The sequence below is a fragment of the Burkholderia sp. M6-3 genome, from assembly GCF_050858985.1.
Classification (GTDB): domain Bacteria; phylum Pseudomonadota; class Gammaproteobacteria; order Burkholderiales; family Burkholderiaceae; genus Paraburkholderia; species Paraburkholderia caledonica.
The window spans coordinates 2,291,954-2,307,517 of the sequence record NZ_CP110091.1 but is presented as its reverse complement, the minus strand read 5'-3'; the positions used below and the strand labels follow the sequence as shown (position 1 = coordinate 2,307,517).

General features: G+C 65.3%; 15 protein-coding genes. 7 read left to right on the top strand and 8 right to left on the bottom strand.

Annotated features, from left to right (window positions below):
• Nucleotides 1-12 precede the first annotated feature (12 nt).
• The 5 genes from OH764_RS27920 to OH764_RS27900 all read right to left on the bottom strand — a co-directional run bounded on the left by OH764_RS27920 (nt 13) and on the right by OH764_RS27900 (nt 6,033).
• A complete protein-coding gene (locus OH764_RS27920; RefSeq protein ID WP_498849332.1) occupies nt 13-867 on the bottom strand; it encodes a formylmethanofuran dehydrogenase subunit C in 855 nt (284 codons plus the stop codon).
• On the bottom strand, nt 864-1,823 hold the full coding sequence (gene fhcD / locus OH764_RS27915) for a formylmethanofuran--tetrahydromethanopterin N-formyltransferase (RefSeq protein ID WP_498851314.1): 960 nt from the start codon (nt 1,821-1,823) through the stop codon (nt 864-866). Before fhcD ends, OH764_RS27920 begins: the two co-directional genes overlap by 4 nt.
• A 31-nt stretch (nt 1,824-1,854) precedes the next feature.
• Nucleotides 1,855-3,555 (bottom strand): formylmethanofuran dehydrogenase subunit A, encoded by a 1,701-nt coding sequence (locus OH764_RS27910; protein ID WP_498849331.1) that lies wholly within the window; start codon nt 3,553-3,555, stop codon nt 1,855-1,857.
• The gene (locus tag OH764_RS27905; RefSeq protein WP_498849330.1) at nt 3,552-4,982 is read right to left on the bottom strand and encodes a molybdopterin-binding domain-containing protein; all 1,431 of its coding nucleotides are present in this window, start codon (nt 4,980-4,982) and stop codon (nt 3,552-3,554) included. The genes OH764_RS27910 and OH764_RS27905 overlap by 4 nt, the downstream gene beginning before the upstream one ends.
• A 304-nt stretch (nt 4,983-5,286) precedes the next feature.
• Nucleotides 5,287-6,033 carry a HisA/HisF-related TIM barrel protein gene (locus tag OH764_RS27900; RefSeq protein WP_498849329.1) on the bottom strand — a complete coding sequence of 249 codons (747 nt, stop codon included), beginning with the start codon at nt 6,031-6,033 and terminating at the stop codon, nt 5,287-5,289.
• 13 nt (nt 6,034-6,046) lie between these two features.
• Between OH764_RS27900 and OH764_RS27895 the strand changes: the two genes are divergently transcribed.
• The 3 genes from OH764_RS27895 (at nt 6,047) to OH764_RS27885 (ending at nt 9,010) form a co-directional block, all read left to right on the top strand.
• Complete coding sequence (locus tag OH764_RS27895; RefSeq protein WP_498849328.1) at nt 6,047-7,198, top strand: ATP-grasp domain-containing protein; 1,152 nt, start codon at nt 6,047-6,049, stop codon at nt 7,196-7,198.
• The gene (locus OH764_RS27890) at nt 7,195-8,316 is read left to right on the top strand and encodes a hydantoinase/oxoprolinase family protein (protein WP_498849327.1); all 1,122 of its coding nucleotides are present in this window, start codon (nt 7,195-7,197) and stop codon (nt 8,314-8,316) included. The genes OH764_RS27895 and OH764_RS27890 overlap by 4 nt, the downstream gene beginning before the upstream one ends.
• A 103-nt stretch (nt 8,317-8,419) precedes the next feature.
• Nucleotides 8,420-9,010, top strand: a complete 591-nt coding sequence (locus tag OH764_RS27885; RefSeq protein ID WP_498849326.1) for an amino acid kinase family protein — start codon at nt 8,420-8,422, stop codon at nt 9,008-9,010.
• Between the two features lie 94 nt (nt 9,011-9,104).
• On the opposite strand, the gene OH764_RS27880 is transcribed toward OH764_RS27885, so the two are convergent.
• The 3 genes from OH764_RS27880 to pqqA all read right to left on the bottom strand — a co-directional run bounded on the left by OH764_RS27880 (nt 9,105) and on the right by pqqA (nt 10,652).
• Nucleotides 9,105-9,848 carry a (5-formylfuran-3-yl)methyl phosphate synthase gene (locus OH764_RS27880; protein ID WP_498849325.1) on the bottom strand — a complete coding sequence of 248 codons (744 nt, stop codon included), beginning with the start codon at nt 9,846-9,848 and terminating at the stop codon, nt 9,105-9,107.
• A gap of 43 nt (nt 9,849-9,891) precedes the next feature.
• Nucleotides 9,892-10,476, bottom strand: coding sequence for a DUF447 domain-containing protein (locus OH764_RS27875; protein WP_498849324.1), 585 nt, complete (start codon nt 10,474-10,476; stop codon nt 9,892-9,894).
• Nucleotides 10,477-10,577: 101 nt separating this feature from the next.
• Nucleotides 10,578-10,652, bottom strand: a complete 75-nt coding sequence (gene pqqA, locus OH764_RS27870; protein ID WP_013342881.1) for a pyrroloquinoline quinone precursor peptide PqqA — start codon at nt 10,650-10,652, stop codon at nt 10,578-10,580.
• A 555-nt stretch (nt 10,653-11,207) separates the two neighbouring features.
• Here pqqA and OH764_RS27865 point away from each other — a divergent pair.
• From OH764_RS27865 to OH764_RS27850, 4 genes are all read left to right on the top strand, one after another.
• Nucleotides 11,208-12,707, top strand: a complete 1,500-nt coding sequence (locus tag OH764_RS27865; RefSeq protein WP_498849323.1) for a ribulose-bisphosphate carboxylase large subunit — start codon at nt 11,208-11,210, stop codon at nt 12,705-12,707.
• 109 nt (nt 12,708-12,816) lie between these two features.
• Nucleotides 12,817-13,245 (top strand): ribulose bisphosphate carboxylase small subunit, encoded by a 429-nt coding sequence (locus OH764_RS27860; RefSeq protein ID WP_498849322.1) that lies wholly within the window; start codon nt 12,817-12,819, stop codon nt 13,243-13,245.
• A gap of 70 nt (nt 13,246-13,315) precedes the next feature.
• Entirely contained in the window at nt 13,316-14,404 is a 1,089-nt protein-coding gene (gene cbbX / locus OH764_RS27855) for a CbbX protein (protein WP_498849321.1), read from the top strand.
• Nucleotides 14,405-14,429: 25 nt separating this feature from the next.
• Entirely contained in the window at nt 14,430-15,545 is a 1,116-nt protein-coding gene (locus tag OH764_RS27850) for a class 1 fructose-bisphosphatase (protein ID WP_498849320.1), read from the top strand.
• Nucleotides 15,546-15,564: the final 19 nt, after the last annotated feature.

Below are 15,564 nucleotides of genomic sequence, written 5' to 3'. Positions count from 1 at the left end.
TGCCTCCTTTGGTTAGCCCACCACGAGGATCTCGCCGCGTCCATCGACGGCGACGTCGCCTGCATAGCGGCGCGGCAGACAGGCCGCGCGCCACTGTGAGAAAGGCGCAATCTCGCTGGCGAGACTGCGCACGAGCAGAGACCAGAATACGTCGAACCCACGGCCGCCGTCGGTGAAGGTGGGCGGCACACCGGTCGGACGCTGTGCGAGCAGCAGGGTTCCGCGCCTCATCCCATACGCATAGTGTGTGCCCAGTTGACCGGCGATGCCGATAGTGCCCGCGACGAGCCGCGACGCCGCGAAATCGCCCGCGTTGCCGCCGACCAGCACGAGCCCGCGACGCATGCGGTCGGCGAGCCGCGCGCCCGTGTTACCGTGAATCGTCAGCGTGCCGCCCGTCATGCCTTCCATGTCGCCGGCGAGCGCGCCCGCCGCGAAATCGCCGCAATTGCCCGCAACCGTGAGCCGTCCGCCACGCATTTCGCAGGCGGTGAAATGGCCGGCGTCACCGTCGATCCGCAACACGCCGCCGGCCATCTGCAAGCCACATTGATCGCCTACCGAACCGCCGACGATGAGGTGGCCTTGCGTCATTCGCGCGCCGATGCGGTCGAGCCACGGTACGGCGTCTTCGATCATCAGGGCGCAGTCGGCGCCGCCCTGGTCCGCTTCGTCCGACGCCGGCGCATCGCCGCTGCGCGAGACGTCGAATACATCGCCGACGGCGCAACTGTCGTTGCCTGCGGGCAGCACGATGCGCTCGACGTCCGCGATCGAGAGCGCCGCGAGCGACGCCGGCAGCAACGCCGAGGCGTCGACGCGAAAACCCGGCGCCGTCCTGACGCGCAACGTAGTCACGACACTCATGCGCCGCTCCCGCCGAGACCGGCCGCCAGTTGGTGAAGATGGAAGTGGTAGGGACCGAGCTTGCCGCCGTAATTGCCCGCCGACACGCGCAGCAGGCCTGCCGCGCGTCCCAGTCCGGCGGCCGCGACGATGCCCGCCGTCATCGCCGCGCCGACGTCCGCTTCGGTCAGCCCGTCGATCACGATTTCGAGTACGCAGCCCACTTCCGCGCTCAGTTCGCTGCGCGCCGACAGGCCCGCGAGCGTCGGACAGAACGCGTCGTTCGTGGACGCGGTGGCGCCTTGGTACTTCGAGCCGACCTTCGAACCCGAACGCACGACGCCGCCTGGAAACGGCATGATCACGTTCGGCAACATGCGCATCGCGGCGACGGCCGCTTCAGCAGCGGCCAGCGCCGCGTCGATATCGCGTGCAAGAAAAATCAGATTGCCGCCGCCCACGGCCTTCACGGTGGGCGCGGTTTCCTCGCAGACGAATTCGCCGTCCATCACCGGCACTCGCCAGTAGCGCGTGTCGCCGAGCATCTTCGAGATCTGCCAGCCGTCGCCGAAAAAACGCAGATTCTTGCCGAGCGGTGCGAGATCGGAGAGCGGCGCTCGGCTCGTTTCCGGGTCGATGCCGCGATAGACGGCAGTGGTCGGGCAAGTGAGCACGCATTGTCCGACACGCCGTTCGATCTGCTTGGCCAGTTCCTTCGACGACACGGCGAACAGCAGCACCGCGGCGCCCGGCCGTCCATCTGGTGTTTCGTCGCCTTCGAGCGTGCGTTCGATGCCGGCCTCGCAGCCGCAGCCGATCACCGACGTCGCAAAACCCGTCAGCGAGCGCGCCGCGTTCATTGCCCACGCCGGCGTATGCGCGGTGATGACGAGCCGCGTCGCCTTCATCGGAAACGCTTCCGCAAAGGTGGCGTCGATCGTGGTGCCGTTGATTTGCAGGGTCGCCGTGTCGCTCATCGTGTGCGGGTCGCCGTTCAGGTCAGCCATGTCAACCGTGCGCAAAGCATTCGACCGGCAGCAGCTTGCCGCCGCGGCAGCAGTTGCAGATTTCGTCGTCGCTGATCGCTGCATGCGCGAAGTTGCTCGCGAGATTTTTTTCGCTGTAGGCGCGTATCCGCTTCTCGATGCCCCGGTCGAATTCCGGCGACACGAAGTGGATGCCGCCCGTCGGCGTCGCGACGAGCGTGCCGTCGCGCGCCACCAGCTCGCCGTCCTTGAACACGTAAGCGGGCGACGTGAACATCCGTTCACGATCGGGATCGTCGCGATAGACGGCAATGTCCGCCGCCGCGCCCACGCCGAGATGGCCGCGGTCGCGCAAGCCGAGCAGGCGCGCCGGTCCCGCGCGCGTGATGATTGCGATCTCGTACAGCGAGAACTCGCGTGTCAGTTGCGTTAAAGCACTCGCCACTTGCGCGTCGGCATGGAGCTTCGCCAGTTGTTCGTCGCGAAACGATTTGTCCATCAAAAGACGGATCAGATGCGGATAGCTCGTGAAGGGGCCGCCGTTGGGATGATCAGTGGTCATGGCGACGCGCCACGGATCGTCCACGAGAAGAAAAATCTCCAGCCCGATGATCCACTGCAATGCATTCACGTAGCTCTGCTCGCGATAGCGGAACGGCACCACGCCGCACCCCGCATCGCATTCGATGTCGCCCACGACCCACTTGTGCGGCCGGGCGAGCGGCGCGTTGCGGAACTGCATCATCGTGTCGCCGGAGGCCGTCACGGTCTGGCCGAAGATAATCTGGCCGACGTCGATCGACACGTTCGGCCGCGCGTTCACGGCCTCCGCGATCTGGCGCGCGCCCGACGAGAATTTCAGCGGTCCTTCCACGCCATAGCTGTGGAACTGGATATGAGTGAGGTGCACGGGGAGACCGTCGGCGGCGTCCATCGTCGCGATGGTCGAATCGATGTTGCCGGGCACGCCGAGATTGCTCGCATGCACATGCAGCGGATGCGGCACGCGCAACTCGGTCAGCGCGCGCGTCAATGTGTGCAGCACGTCGCGCGGCGTGATGCCGTAATGCACGTGCGGTTCGTCGACATTCAACGCGCGCTGGTTGAACTTGAACGCGGAAATGCCGCCGGGGTTCACGACCTTGACGCCAAGCGCCTTGCTGGAATGGATCGTCCAGCCGACGTAGTCGCGCAGCCGCTCGAAGTCGTCGCGCGCGGCGAGCATCTGCAGGAACAGTTCGTCGTTGCCAAGCATCACGTAGGCGCCGTGATCGATGATCGGCGTGTCGCCCATTTCCAGATGCGTGTGCCGCGCGTTGGACGGCATCATCGCCGGCTCGAACGCTGCGGTGTAGCCCATTTCCGCGTAGCGGTAGCCGGTTGCCAGCGTGCCGGGCGCGCAGACGCCGCACGAAGGCAGCCTCAAATAGCGGCCGTTCGCGTCCTGCACAGACTCGTAGGCTGCGTCGCGCACGGGGTCGTCGCGATGATCCTCGGGCAGCAGAAGGCGCGACAGATTCGTCTTGCCGCCGCCAATATGCGAATGCATGTCGATGCCGCCCGCCATCACGATCATGCCGGTGGCGTCGTATTCGCTGTCGGCCGGGACGTTGGCAGGCACATCGACGATGCGGCCGTCGCGAATGGCCAGGTCGCGGCGCTCGCCGTCGACGCCGTTGGCTGGATCGAAAACCGTGCCGCCCTTGAGCCGGATCAGCGTCATGGCCGCACCTGCGCGGCGGGCGGCGCGACGGAAGGTGCGGGACCAGGCGCCGGGAACCCGCTGGGCATCCGCGCGGCAAGCTGCGCCGCCACGGTCGCGACCGTGGCAAGTGGCGCGCCGCGCGCTGCGGCGAGCGGCATCACCACCGAACTGTCGACCCGGAACAGATGCCCGCCGCTATCGACGCCAGGCGTGGCGACCGGAATGAACACGGTGCCCTCGCCACGCGCCGCCGCGGTCTGCGCGAGAGCGGGGTGGCCGAGCACAATGATCGGCAGGTCTTGAGGCAATGCTTCCGGCCATGCGGGCGGCGCGAAACTGGCGACCCACAGCAGCGCGTCGATTTCGCCATCGGCGAGCAGCCGTTCGGTGCGATAGCGATACGGGTCGTGATCGAGCGGTGCGGTGCCGGCGGTGCGTGCCGGCGTCGAGACCCGCGTGCGAAGCGGCAGCCCCGAGAGCCACGTGACGGTCTGGTTGACGCTCAGCGCGCCGTCATCGCCGCCGAGCGCGAGGCCGCCCGCGCGCGACTTCAGATTCGACGCCTTGACGATCCGGTTCAGCGCTTCGATCAACAGTGCCGCATGCGGGGCGGGCAACGAAGCGGGCTCATAAACGAACACGGTGTAGCGCGCCGCCGCGATGCGAGCCTGAAGCGCCTGCAACACATCGAGCGACTGCTTCGAGTCCTGGGCGTCTGCCATGTCTTCAGGGAAGGCGTTTGGCGCACGCGCGTCGCTGATGGTGGACCACAGCGCGAGCGTATCGAACGGATCGGCGTCCGTCAGGATCGACTCGACTCGCGTGTTTGCAAGGCGGCTTGCCGCCGGATCGGGCTCGCAGCCGACGAACACCAGTTCGCGCGCTGTGTCGGTTCCTGCAATCGTGCGGGCGAAGAAGCGCGGATAGCGGCGCGACGACTGACAGCCGAAAAATATCAGCAGATCCGCGCGGGAGCGCACTTCGGAAAGCGTCGTGAAAAACGAACCGCGGTCCTGCAGGGCGAGCGTGGCCGCGCTCATCGCATCGCCATGCTGATGATCGAGGATCGCGCCGCAGCCTGCAGCAAGCGTGTACAACGCACGCGCGCCTGCCACATCGGTCGTCAATCCGCCGAACAGCGGACGCCGGGCCGACGACAGAATCCGCGCCGCATGAGTCAGCGCTGCGTCCAGTTCCACGTCGTGTCCGTCAACGCTCGCACGGCAGTGCTCATCTGCGGGGCCGTAGCACGCGAGCGCTTGCAATAGGCGCGGGCAGTCGGTGTTCTGCACGGCGAGCGTTGCGTCGTCACGCGATTCGATCGCGAGGTCGTCGCATAGCAGCGGACAGAACGGGCAGGTCCAGTCGCGTGTGATCGACGCGGCGGGCACGTGGGCCGCGCCTGAAGGCATGGTCGTCGACGGGTCAGTGGGCGAGGGGTGCATGGAGCAAGATTTAGCAAGCTCCATGCCGATGCGTTGGAGTGCACAGCGTGAGCGGCGGCACGCAGCGCTCCGGCGGCCTACGCAAGCGCTTGCCAGGTGACTCGCGGAGCCTCGGCGAGGTACGACCAAGGGCCGAGGGCGCGCGACCTTGTCACCACACGCCGCGCAAGTCTGACGCAGCGCACAGGTTGTGTGTCGTTCTGGAGCAGAGTGTCACGCGCGGCTCATTAAAGCTCGACAAAGCTTGCCGTTTGTTTACCGCCACACCCGGTTCGCCGATTGGCATGGAACTTGTTTTGCTCGCCTACGTGGACGCGGCGAGCGGCATGCCGACGCGGCCGTCGTGCAGCGCAGAGGCCACGAGCCACGCGCTTGCGCCGGTGCGAGCCGCCGCCGCGATGTCGTCACGATGACGAATCCCGCCTGCGCCGATCACGTCTGTATGGGCTGGAGCAGTGGCGCGAACGCGCTCGAAAGTGGCGAGATCGGGGCCATCGTAGCTGCCAACCTGATCGAGTGTCATCGCGATGACTCTGCGGGGCCACGACGCGGGCGTGAGTGTCGAGATGTCGGAAGGTGTTGCGGCTGTCAGCAGTTGACCGGCGCGATGGTCGAGTGAGAGTAGCGGCGATAGCCCTGCGGTCTCGGCGGCGCGCAGGGCTTGCGGGTCTTGCAGCGATTCGGTGCCGAACACTGGCACGAGCGTCGCCAGATCGTGCGTCGCGGGCCGGCTGCCTGTGTCGATACGGTCGAAGAGCGCGAGCATCGACGCGTAGTCGGCGTAGCCAGCATCGAGCCAGATGTCGATGCCCGGTAGCGCGGCACGCAGAGCAGTGAGCGTTTGAATGTGAGCGCCCCGTTGGAGGATGGCGCCAAGGTCGGCGATATAGAGCGTGCGCGCGCCGCTCGCAGCAAGCAGCGCGCGGGCGACGGCAAGCGGCTCGCTGGTGGCCGTCAGCGACGAGCGTATCGGCAGATAGGCAGTCCGTTCGCCGCGCACCGCACGAACGACGTGGCCGTCGAGCAGATCGAGAACCGGTATCACCTGCATAGGGGCGCATCCTTTGACCAAGATCTTTGTCTTCGAGTATCTCACCGGCGGCGGCATCGACCCTGCGCTTGCCGGCGCGGGCAGCCTCGCCGACCTGAGCGCGCTGATCGTAGAAGGCCGCGTGATGCGCGACGCGCTGGTCGCGGACCTGCGCGAACTCGACGGCGTTCACGTCAGCTTTGCGAGTTCGCGCTTTGAGACCGTCGATCCCGCGTTGGCTCATTGTATGGCCGCGCCCGGTGAATCGATGACGGCCTTCGTCGCGCGCGTGGCCCGGGAGCACGACTACGCATGCATCATCGCGCCCGAATGCGACGGCTTGCTGCTGCATCTGTACGACGCGGTCGGCGCGGCGCGCTGGCTCGGCTGTGCGAAAGAGGCAATTCGCGTCGCGTCGAGCAAGAGCGCGACGGCGACCTGTCTGGCGGCGCACGGCATCGCAACCACGCCGGCCATCGAACCCGGCCAGGCGGTGGCCCACACAGGCGACAAATGGGTTGTCAAACCCGACGACGGCGCGGGGGGACTCGACACATTCCTGTTCGACGATTTCGCGCAGGCTTGCGCCGAATTCGACGCACGCGCGGCGCAAGGGCGCAACCCGGTGTTGCAGGAGTGGGTCGACGGCGAGCCGCTCAGTCTTTCTCTGATCTGCGATGGCGAGCGCGTCGAACTGGTCAGCATCAACCGGCAGCAGATCGGCTTGAGCGAAGGCAAGGCGCATGGGCAACATGCGCGCATCGTCGAATTCGACGGCGTGGTGGTCAATCAGATCGACATGGCGGGCGAGCAGGGCGAGGCGCTGCGCGAGCTTGCGAGACGCGTCGCGACGGCGATGCCTGGGCTGCGCGGCTTTGCGGGCATCGACGTGGTGTGGCATCCGTCGCGTGGGCCGGTCGTCATCGAAGTCAATCCCCGCCTGACCGTGGCTTATGCAGGCCTTTCCGCCGCGCTGGGGGGCAATCTCGCGGCGGCGTTGCTGGCGGCGCATGGCGTGCGGGTTCAAGGTAGTCAAACCGGTCATACAGGCGGAACTGGAGAACTAGGCCAACCAGGTGAGTCGCGCGGGCCGGGCGAATCGGGCAAATCGGCAACAGAAGGCCGACCTACGGCCGCGGCGGCGCGCGCACACGACGCCCGGCCTCTTTGCGGAGTTCGGCCATGAACGCGCCGCGCATGAATGCAGTGGGCGCCGCGCCGGTGTTCGGCTGGGACGTCGGCGGCGCGCACGTCAAGGTGTCGATGAACGATGCGAGCGGCGTCGTGCTCGAGGTCGCGCAGTGGGCTTGCCCGTTATGGCAAGGGCTCGAACATCTCGAACGCACCATCGACCTCGTGTTCGAACGCTGGCCGGTCGCGAAAACCTACGCGGCGCGGCACGCCGTGACGATGACGGGCGAGATGGTCGATCTTTTCGAGGACCGCGCACAAGGCGTGCGGGCGATCGCGGCGGCGCTCGCGCAGCGGCTCGGGCCGCGCGTCGCTTTCTATGCGGGCGAGTCTGGCTGGTTGACCGCGCAGACCTGCGCGGCCGGCTGGCGCAGCGTCGCGTCGGCGAACTGGCTGGCGACCGCTCGCTGGATAGCGACGCGCGTACCGAATGCATTGCTGATCGACATCGGCAGCACGACGACTGACATCATTCCGCTTGCGAACGGGCGAGTCGTTGCGCGTGCATCGACGGATGCCGGGCGGCTCGCGACCGGCGAACTCGTCTATCAGGGCGTCGTGCGCACGCCGTTGTGCGGGATCGCGCAGCGCATCGAGTTCGGCGGGGCGGCGGTCAACGTGATGAACGAATGGTTTGCGACCACCGCAGACGTCTACCGCCTCACCGGCGAACTCGCGCCGCACTACGACCTTTACCCGAGCGCCGACAACGGCCCGAAAGACGAACTCGCGAGCAGAAGGCGGGTCGCGCGGATGATCGGCCGCGACGCGCATGAAGCGAGCCCCGCCGAATGGCGCGCGTTCGCGCAGCGTTGGCGCGAACTGCAGCTGCGCGAGATCGGCGCCAACCTGACACGCGTGACGGCGGCGCATCCCGAGCTTGCCGCCGCACCGCTCGTGGGCGCTGGCTGCGGACGCTTTCTGGCAGCGGCGCTCGCGCGTGAAGAGGCGCGTGGCTATATGGATTTCGGCTCGCTGGCGGGAGGCGCGGCCGATCAGGCGGACTGGATAGCGACGTGTGCGCCGAGCGTGGCGGTGGGGCTGCTCGCGGCGATGCGCTATGCGCAAGCCGGCGGCGTTCGAAGCGTCGATGCGGCTACACGCGCCGCATGAACCCCCTGAGACATCCGGAGGAGGCGGGCGCAAAGAGCAAACAGGCGGGCCAGCAGGCAAGCGGACAAGCAAACGAGGTTAATCGCAAACGAGGACAACGATCATGTGGGTGGTCAAGATCGGGGGCAGCCTGAGTCATGAGCCGGCGCTGCGCCAATGGCTCATCGAGCTATGCGAAGTGGGGGGCGGGCGCGTCGTCATCGTTCCGGGCGGCGGCGATTTCGCGGACAAGGTGCGGCAGTACCAAAGCGAATGGAGCTTCGACGATCTCGCCGCGCACAACATGTGTTTACTGGCCATGACGCAATACGCGCTCCTCATGCAAGGAGTCTTGCCCGAACTCGTGCTCGCATCGAGCGAGGCGAAGATCCGTCGTGCGCTGCGCGACGGCCACGTCGCCGTATGGGTGCCGACTGCGCTTATGCGCGACACCCCCGACGCGATGAGCAATTGGGACACGACCTCCGACAGCCTCGCCGCGTGGCTCTCGACGATGCTGAACGCCGAGCGGCTGATCGTCGTGAAGTCGTGCCCGATCTCGGGAAACGAACGGCTCGAGACGCTTGCAGCCGCAGGCGTGGTAGACCGCAGCTTTTTCGATTACGTGAACGAGGCGAACTACGTCGTCGAGCTGTTCAATAAGGACAATGTCGAACTGATGCGCGACCGGTTGCTGAATACGCCGGTGATCTGACTGCGCTGCGTGGCAGAGGAGGTTGAGCTTGCCGATGTGGCCGATAGCCGAGGTTAGGGCATTGGGTATTGAGCCATGCCCCCCTTGCAGCGTGCTACACGCGGACCGCGCCGGCCGCTGCCCGATCTGCGGCCATACCGGCCGCGCCAACCTCGCCCGAGCCGCGATGCAATGCGTCCGCCCATTGCGCGACGCGCTGCGGATCGAGCCGCGAGCGCCTGCCGTCGACGCACAACGCGGTCCGGAAACCCGCCACATCCGGCGCGAGCGCGCGAATCTGCTCCAGCTGCGCCCAGCCGAGCGAACCGGCAACGCCGCACATTCCGCCTCGTTCGCGCGTGAGCCGCAGCCATCGCCCGAGCGTGTCGGTGTCCACATGATCGAACAGCGTGGTGCCGTCTTTCGCGGAAGTGTCGAACATCACGCCGACGAAGCCGAGCGACGCCGCGTGCGCGGCCAACTCGCTGTTCATGCCGCCATCGCAAAGCAACACCGGCACGACAGCCGCCGGCAGGTTCGCCAGTTGTTCGAGGCAATGGCGGCCGGCCGATCCAGGCGTCACGCCCACTTTCACGTAATCGACGCCCGTGTCGCTCACTTCGATCACGCGCGCGGTGATCTCATCCAGCGCACCCGCAGGCAAATCGCCGATCGTCGCGCTAATCGGCTTGACCGGATAACGGGCGCGAAGCTCGCGCACGATCCGCGCGATGTCGCCGATATCGAGCCCGCCCAGCGCGCCCGCATGCGGTTCCTTGAGATCGATCAGGTCGGCGCCTGCGCGGGCGGCATCCAATGCTTCGTCGTACGAGCGGACGCTCGCAAGCAATGCGGTCATCGGTGTTCTCCGAAAAAAGCGGGAAAAACGCGAGTAGTACGTGTCAGGCGGCCTGGCCACCCGGCGATGCAAGACGTTCGCGGTGCCGCGCGATCGCGGCGGTGAGCCAGCCCCACGCGGTCCGTTCGGCGTCGCCGGCTGTTTTGTCGATGGCGATCTGCAGGTAGGCCATTTCGCGATCGACCTTGTCGGGCGGCAGCATGAAAAGCCGGCTTACAAGAATTGCGCCTTCCACCACGGCGGCCTGCGCGCGGTTGAAACCGGCGAACGGCGCATGCGTTTCGCGGTACACGCATTTCATGCGCAGTACCGGGCGCTCATTGTCGTCGCGCAATTCATCGAGTTCGAGCTCCGCATGCGCGAGCGACTCGGCGAGCCGCACGCTCGCCACATGGCTTGCCGCGAGCGTCGGCCAATCGGTCGCGCAATGCGTGACGCAGCCGGCAAAGATGCGGACATCCGTAGTGAAATTGAGAACCGCCGCGCGCGAGGCGACGATATTGTCGAGCGTTACGGACGGACGGAACGGCGAAAGAATGACGAACTCGCCCTCGTAACGGGCTCCCATCGGCGCGACATGAGGACGGCCATCGCACGCTGCCGTAGTGACGATCGTTTCGTGAATCATGGATGGGAACGCGTGTCCTGGCAGCGCTCTAGGCCGCCCGTTCAGCTAACGATTAACAATCGATCCGCAGAGGGGCCGCATCACGCGGCCCATGCGGGCTTTTAACGCGTAGCGATATACATCGTGATTTCGAAACCAAAACGCATATCGGTGTAGCTCGGAGTCGTCCATTGCATAAGGTGCTTCCTCCATCGAGTTGATACAGCGTTGCGCCGTCGGCCCGACACATTGCCGGACTGCATTGGCTTGATCGTCTACGCAAGCTCCGTGCCGGACCGGCAACGAAGGCTGGAGCAGCCTATGCCGCGCCGCAATACAGCGTTCGCCGAATAACGACGGCGGGCAGGCCCGCGCGGCATGGGCGCCGCACGAGCATCTTGCGCGGCGCACTGTTCCGATATTGCAGCAAAGTGTTCCACCGCGCACGAAAGACCCTGATGCGCGTGTCACATACGGCGCGCGTGCAGCTTCACACTTTCGGTGGCCCTGCAAGAGCCGGAGCCGGCCTCATGCTTACGCCGCGATTTCACCGAAGCAAGTCGCATACGAGTGGGTGGCAGGTTCCTTTCTTCGCACTTGCCGAAAGCGCGCTCCACGATATGCGATGGATAACGGATCGATTAAGTCTGCCAAATAAAATCGTGAATTCTCAACCATGACGTCCTTGCTTACAGTGCACTCAAGCGCTTCGTTCTTCCGGCAGCGCGCCTGTTCACAATCGAGGATACGTCATGAACGATTTCAGTCAACCGGTGATCGAGTCCCTGCACAAGCCGCGCGATGCGGGCAATGCGCGTGAGCGCTATGCCGCCGGCGTCATGAAGTATCGCGAGATGGGCTACTGGCAACCGGACTACACGCCGAAAGACACGGATGTGATCGCACTCTTTCGCATCACGCCGCAACCGGGCGTCGAGCCGGAAGAGGCTGCGGCGGCCGTGGCCGGCGAATCGTCGACGGCAACATGGACCGTGGTGTGGACCGACAGGTTGACCGCATGCGACATGTACCGCGCAAAAGCGTATCGCGTCGATCCGGTGCCCGCGTCGAACGCGGCCGAGCCGCAGTACTTTGCGTACATCGCGTATGAGCTCGATCTGTTCGAAGAAGGCTCGATCGCGAATCTAACGGCGTCGATCATCGGCAACGTATTTGGCTTCAAACCGCTGAAAGCGCTGCGGCTCGAAGACATGCGCATACCTGTTGCTTATCTGAAGACCTTTCAGGGACCGCCGACGGGAATCGTCGTCGAACGCGAGCGGCTCGACAAGTATGGCCGCCCGTTGCTCGGCGCCACCGTCAAGCCCAAGCTCGGTTTATCGGGCAAGAACTATGGCCGCGTCGTGTACGAAGGTTTGCGCGGCGGCCTCGATTTTCTGAAGGACGACGAGAACATCAATTCGCAGGCTTTCATGCACTGGCGGGACCGCTTTCTGTTTTCCATGGAGGCCGTGAACCGCGCGCAAGCGGAGACCGGCGAAATCAAGGGCCACTACCTGAACGTAACGGCGGGCACGATGGAGGAAATGTATGAGCGCGCCGAATTTGCTAAGGAACTGGGCTCATGCATCGTGATGATCGACCTCGTGATCGGTTGGACCGCGATTCAGTCGATGTCGCGCTGGGCTCGCAGGAACGACATGATTCTGCACCTGCATCGGGCGGGGCATAGCACGTACACGCGTCAGCGCAATCACGGCATTTCGTTTCGCGTGATCGCGAAGTGGCTGCGCATGGCGGGTGTCGACCATGCGCATGCGGGCACGGCGGTGGGCAAGCTCGAAGGCGATCCGCTGACCGTGCAGGGCTTTTACAACGTGTGCCGCGAGGCGCGCAACGAAGTCGACCTGTCGCGCGGCATTTTCTTCGAGCAGCCGTGGGCGGGGCTGCGCAAAGTAATGCCGGTGGCTTCGGGCGGCATTCACGCGGGACAGATGCATCAACTGCTCGACCTGTTCGGCGACGACGCGATCCTGCAGTTCGGCGGCGGCACCATCGGGCACCCTGGTGGCATTCAGGCGGGCGCCGTCGCCAATCGCGTCGCCCTCGAGGCGATGGTGAAAGCGCGTAACGAGGGACGCGACATTCGTCACGAAGGGCCGGACATCCTGGAAGCCGCGGCGCGCTGGTGCGGGCCGCTGAAGCAGGCGCTCGATACCTGGCGCGACGTGAGCTTCAACTACGCATCGACCGATTCACCGGATTTCGCCGCCACGCCGACCGCGGCATAAGCGGCGCATCGAAAGAGTCCTGGCGCAGGTTCGCAGCAGTGCAGCCGCACTGCGCGGGAGACCGTGTGCGCCGTCTGAACGTTGCAGTCAAACAATCGCGAGGTACGTCATGCGCATTACACAAGGCACGTTTTCTTTCTTGCCGGAACTCACGGACGAAGAGATCGGTTTGCAGATCGACTACGCGCTCGGCCAGGGCTGGGCCTGTTCCGTCGAATTCACCGACGACCCGCATCCGCGCAACACGTACTGGGAAATGTGGGGTCTGCCGATGTTCGACCTGCACGATGCGGCTGGCGTGCTGCAGGAAGTGAAGGCGTGCCGCGCGGCGCGGCCGCAGCACTACATCAAGGTCAACGCGTTCGACTCGGTGCGCGGATTCGAGACGATGCGGCTGTCGTTCATCGTCAACCGGCCCGATGACGAGCCCGGCTTCCGGCTTACTCGTAGTGATGGACCCGGGCGTGTGCAGCGATACGGGTTGTCGGGCTATGCGAGCGACAAGCCATCGGGCGAGCGCTACGGTTCGGCGCGCTGATAGTGGCGACGAGAGCGTAATGAGGTCCCGCGAAAGCGTGACCAAAGCGTGATGACCGGAGGGAGAGAGCATGACCGAAGCTGCCGCTATTGACGCCGACGCACCGACTTTCGCAGCCGGGCACGACGCACCGGACGACCGCGCGGCAATGCACGAAAGCCGCGGGTTGCCGCCGCATATCGACCTCGCCGCGCTTTATCGCGATTCCGGCATCGGCGACGTGCTCGCGGAACTCGACCGCGATCTCGTCGGCCTCGCGCCCGTGAAAACGCGCATTCGCGAGATCGCCGCGCATCTGCTCGTCGAGCGGGCGCGTGAATCGCTCGGTCTTGCGAGCGGCGCGCCGACGCTGCATATGTGCTTCTCAGGCAATCCCGGCACCGGCAAGACGACTGTGGCATTACGCATGGCCGAGGTGCTGCATCGGCTTGGCTACATTCGCCGCAATCATCTCGTCTCCGTCACGCGCGACGATCTGGTCGGTCAGTACATTGGCCATACCGCGCCGAAAACGCGCGACGTGTTGAAGCGCGCGATGGGCGGCGTACTGTTCATCGACGAAGCGTATTACCTGTATCGCCCTGAAAACGAACGGGACTACGGGCAGGAAGCCATAGAAATTCTGCTGCAGACAATGGAAAACCAGCGCGACGATCTGGTGGTGATACTCGCCGGCTACGCGTCGCGCATGGAAGTGTTCTTCGAAAGCAATCCGGGTTTTCGCTCGCGCATTGCGCATCACATCACGTTTCCCGATTACGGCGACGCCGAACTGCTCGACATTGCCGAGCGCATGCTCTCGACCTTGAATTACCGCTTCGACGCCGATTCACGGCGCGCTTTCGCGGATTACCTCGCGCGGCGCACCCGTCAGCCGAATTTCGCCAATGCGCGCTCGGTGCGCAACGCGCTGGACCGCTCGCGGCTGCGCCAGGCGAATCGTCTTTTCGCCGCGGCGATGCAGGGCGGCGCGCCGATCGACGCGGCCGCGTTGACACTCATCACCACCGATGACATACGCGCAAGCCGCGTATTCACCGAGCCGCTCGCGCAAATCGCCGAGCCGTCCGGGCCCTTTCTTCCGTCGGGCGCGGATGAGCCGGGCGCCGCTGCGTCGGGCTCCGCTGCGTCGCGTGCCGTGACGGCGCCGCCAGGCTGAAACAGAACAACCTCAGGAGATCGCCATGCAAGACGGACGCACGACCCTTTCGAAGTTTCTCATCGACACGCTCGACCGCCAGCCTTGCACGGCGGGAACGGTACGGAACGCGGGGCTATCCGCGCTGCTGATCGACGTGGCCGCGGCCATCAAGTCGATCTCGGCGATGCTGACCAAGGGGGCGCTCGGCGGCAATTACGGATCGGCGCAAAGCATCAACACACATGGCGAGGAGCAGAAGAAGCTCGACGTCGCCACCAACGAAATCTTCGTGCAGCAGTGCGAGTGGGACGGGCTGCTTGCCGCGATGGCCTCCGAAGAAATGGAGAGCGTCTACACGATTCCGCAAGGCTACCCGCGCGGCGACTATCTGCTCGCGTTCGATCCGCTCGACGGCTCGTCGAATATCGACATCAACGGCGTGGTCGGTTCGATTTTTTCGGTGCTGCGCAATCTAGATGAGCGCTCCGCCGACACGGATCGACCGGTCAGCGAATCCGCGTTTCTCAGGCCGGGCCGCGAGCAGGTCGCAGCGGGCTACGCGATTTACGGCCCTTCGACGATGCTCGTGCTCTCGGTGGGCAACGGCACGCATGGCTTCACGCTCGAGCGCGAGATCGGCAATTTCGTGCTTACGCATTCGAACATTCGCATTCCGGAGAACACCGCCGAGTTCGCGATCAACGCGTCGAACGAACGCTTCTGGGAGCCGCCCGTGCGCCGCTACGTGCAGGAATGCAAGGACGGCCGCACGGGCTGCCGCACAGAGGACTTCAACATGCGCTGGATTGCCTCGATGGTCGCGGAGGTGCATCGCATCCTGATGCGCGGCGGCGTGTTCATGTATCCGCGCGACTCGAAAACGCCGGTCATGGAAGGGCGCCTGCGGCTTCTGTATGAAGCCAACCCCATGAGCTTTCTGGTCGAACAGGCCGGCGGCCTTTCCATCACGGGCCGCGAGCGCATTCTCGACGTGGTGCCGCATGCGCTGCATGGGCGCGTACCCGTGATTCTCGGCTCGCGCAACGAAGTGGAGCGCATTGGCCGCTATCACGGCGAATACGACCGTGGCGAGGATCGGCCGTTCACGTCGCCGCTCTTTGGCCGCCGCTCGCTTTTTCTGCCGGGTTTCACCGCCTGAGCGCGAGCCGCGCAAGCTC

Bases quoted from the DNA above. Each gene is read 5' to 3' on its own strand.
- OH764_RS27860 (WP_498849322.1), top strand. From the start codon at position 12,817: ATGCGCATTACACAAGGCACGTTTTCTTTCTTGCCGGAACTCACGGAC.
- OH764_RS27850 (WP_498849320.1), top strand. From the start codon at position 14,430: ATGCAAGACGGACGCACGACCCTTTCGAAGTTTCTCATCGACACGCTC.
- OH764_RS27900 (WP_498849329.1), bottom strand. From the start codon at position 6,033: ATGCAGGTGATACCGGTTCTCGATCTGCTCGACGGCCACGTCGTTCGT.
- OH764_RS27880 (WP_498849325.1), bottom strand. From the start codon at position 9,848: ATGACCGCATTGCTTGCGAGCGTCCGCTCGTACGACGAAGCATTGGAT.
- OH764_RS27920 (WP_498849332.1), bottom strand. From the start codon at position 867: ATGAGTGTCGTGACTACGTTGCGCGTCAGGACGGCGCCGGGTTTTCGC.
- OH764_RS27885 (WP_498849326.1), top strand. From the start codon at position 8,420: ATGTGGGTGGTCAAGATCGGGGGCAGCCTGAGTCATGAGCCGGCGCTG.
- cbbX (WP_498849321.1), top strand. From the start codon at position 13,316: ATGACCGAAGCTGCCGCTATTGACGCCGACGCACCGACTTTCGCAGCC.
- OH764_RS27890 (WP_498849327.1), top strand. From the start codon at position 7,195: ATGAACGCGCCGCGCATGAATGCAGTGGGCGCCGCGCCGGTGTTCGGC.
- OH764_RS27865 (WP_498849323.1), top strand. From the start codon at position 11,208: ATGAACGATTTCAGTCAACCGGTGATCGAGTCCCTGCACAAGCCGCGC.
- OH764_RS27875 (WP_498849324.1), bottom strand. From the start codon at position 10,476: ATGATTCACGAAACGATCGTCACTACGGCAGCGTGCGATGGCCGTCCT.
- OH764_RS27905 (WP_498849330.1), bottom strand. From the start codon at position 4,982: ATGCACCCCTCGCCCACTGACCCGTCGACGACCATGCCTTCAGGCGCG.
- OH764_RS27910 (WP_498849331.1), bottom strand. From the start codon at position 3,555: ATGACGCTGATCCGGCTCAAGGGCGGCACGGTTTTCGATCCAGCCAAC.
- fhcD (WP_498851314.1), bottom strand. From the start codon at position 1,823: ATGAGCGACACGGCGACCCTGCAAATCAACGGCACCACGATCGACGCC.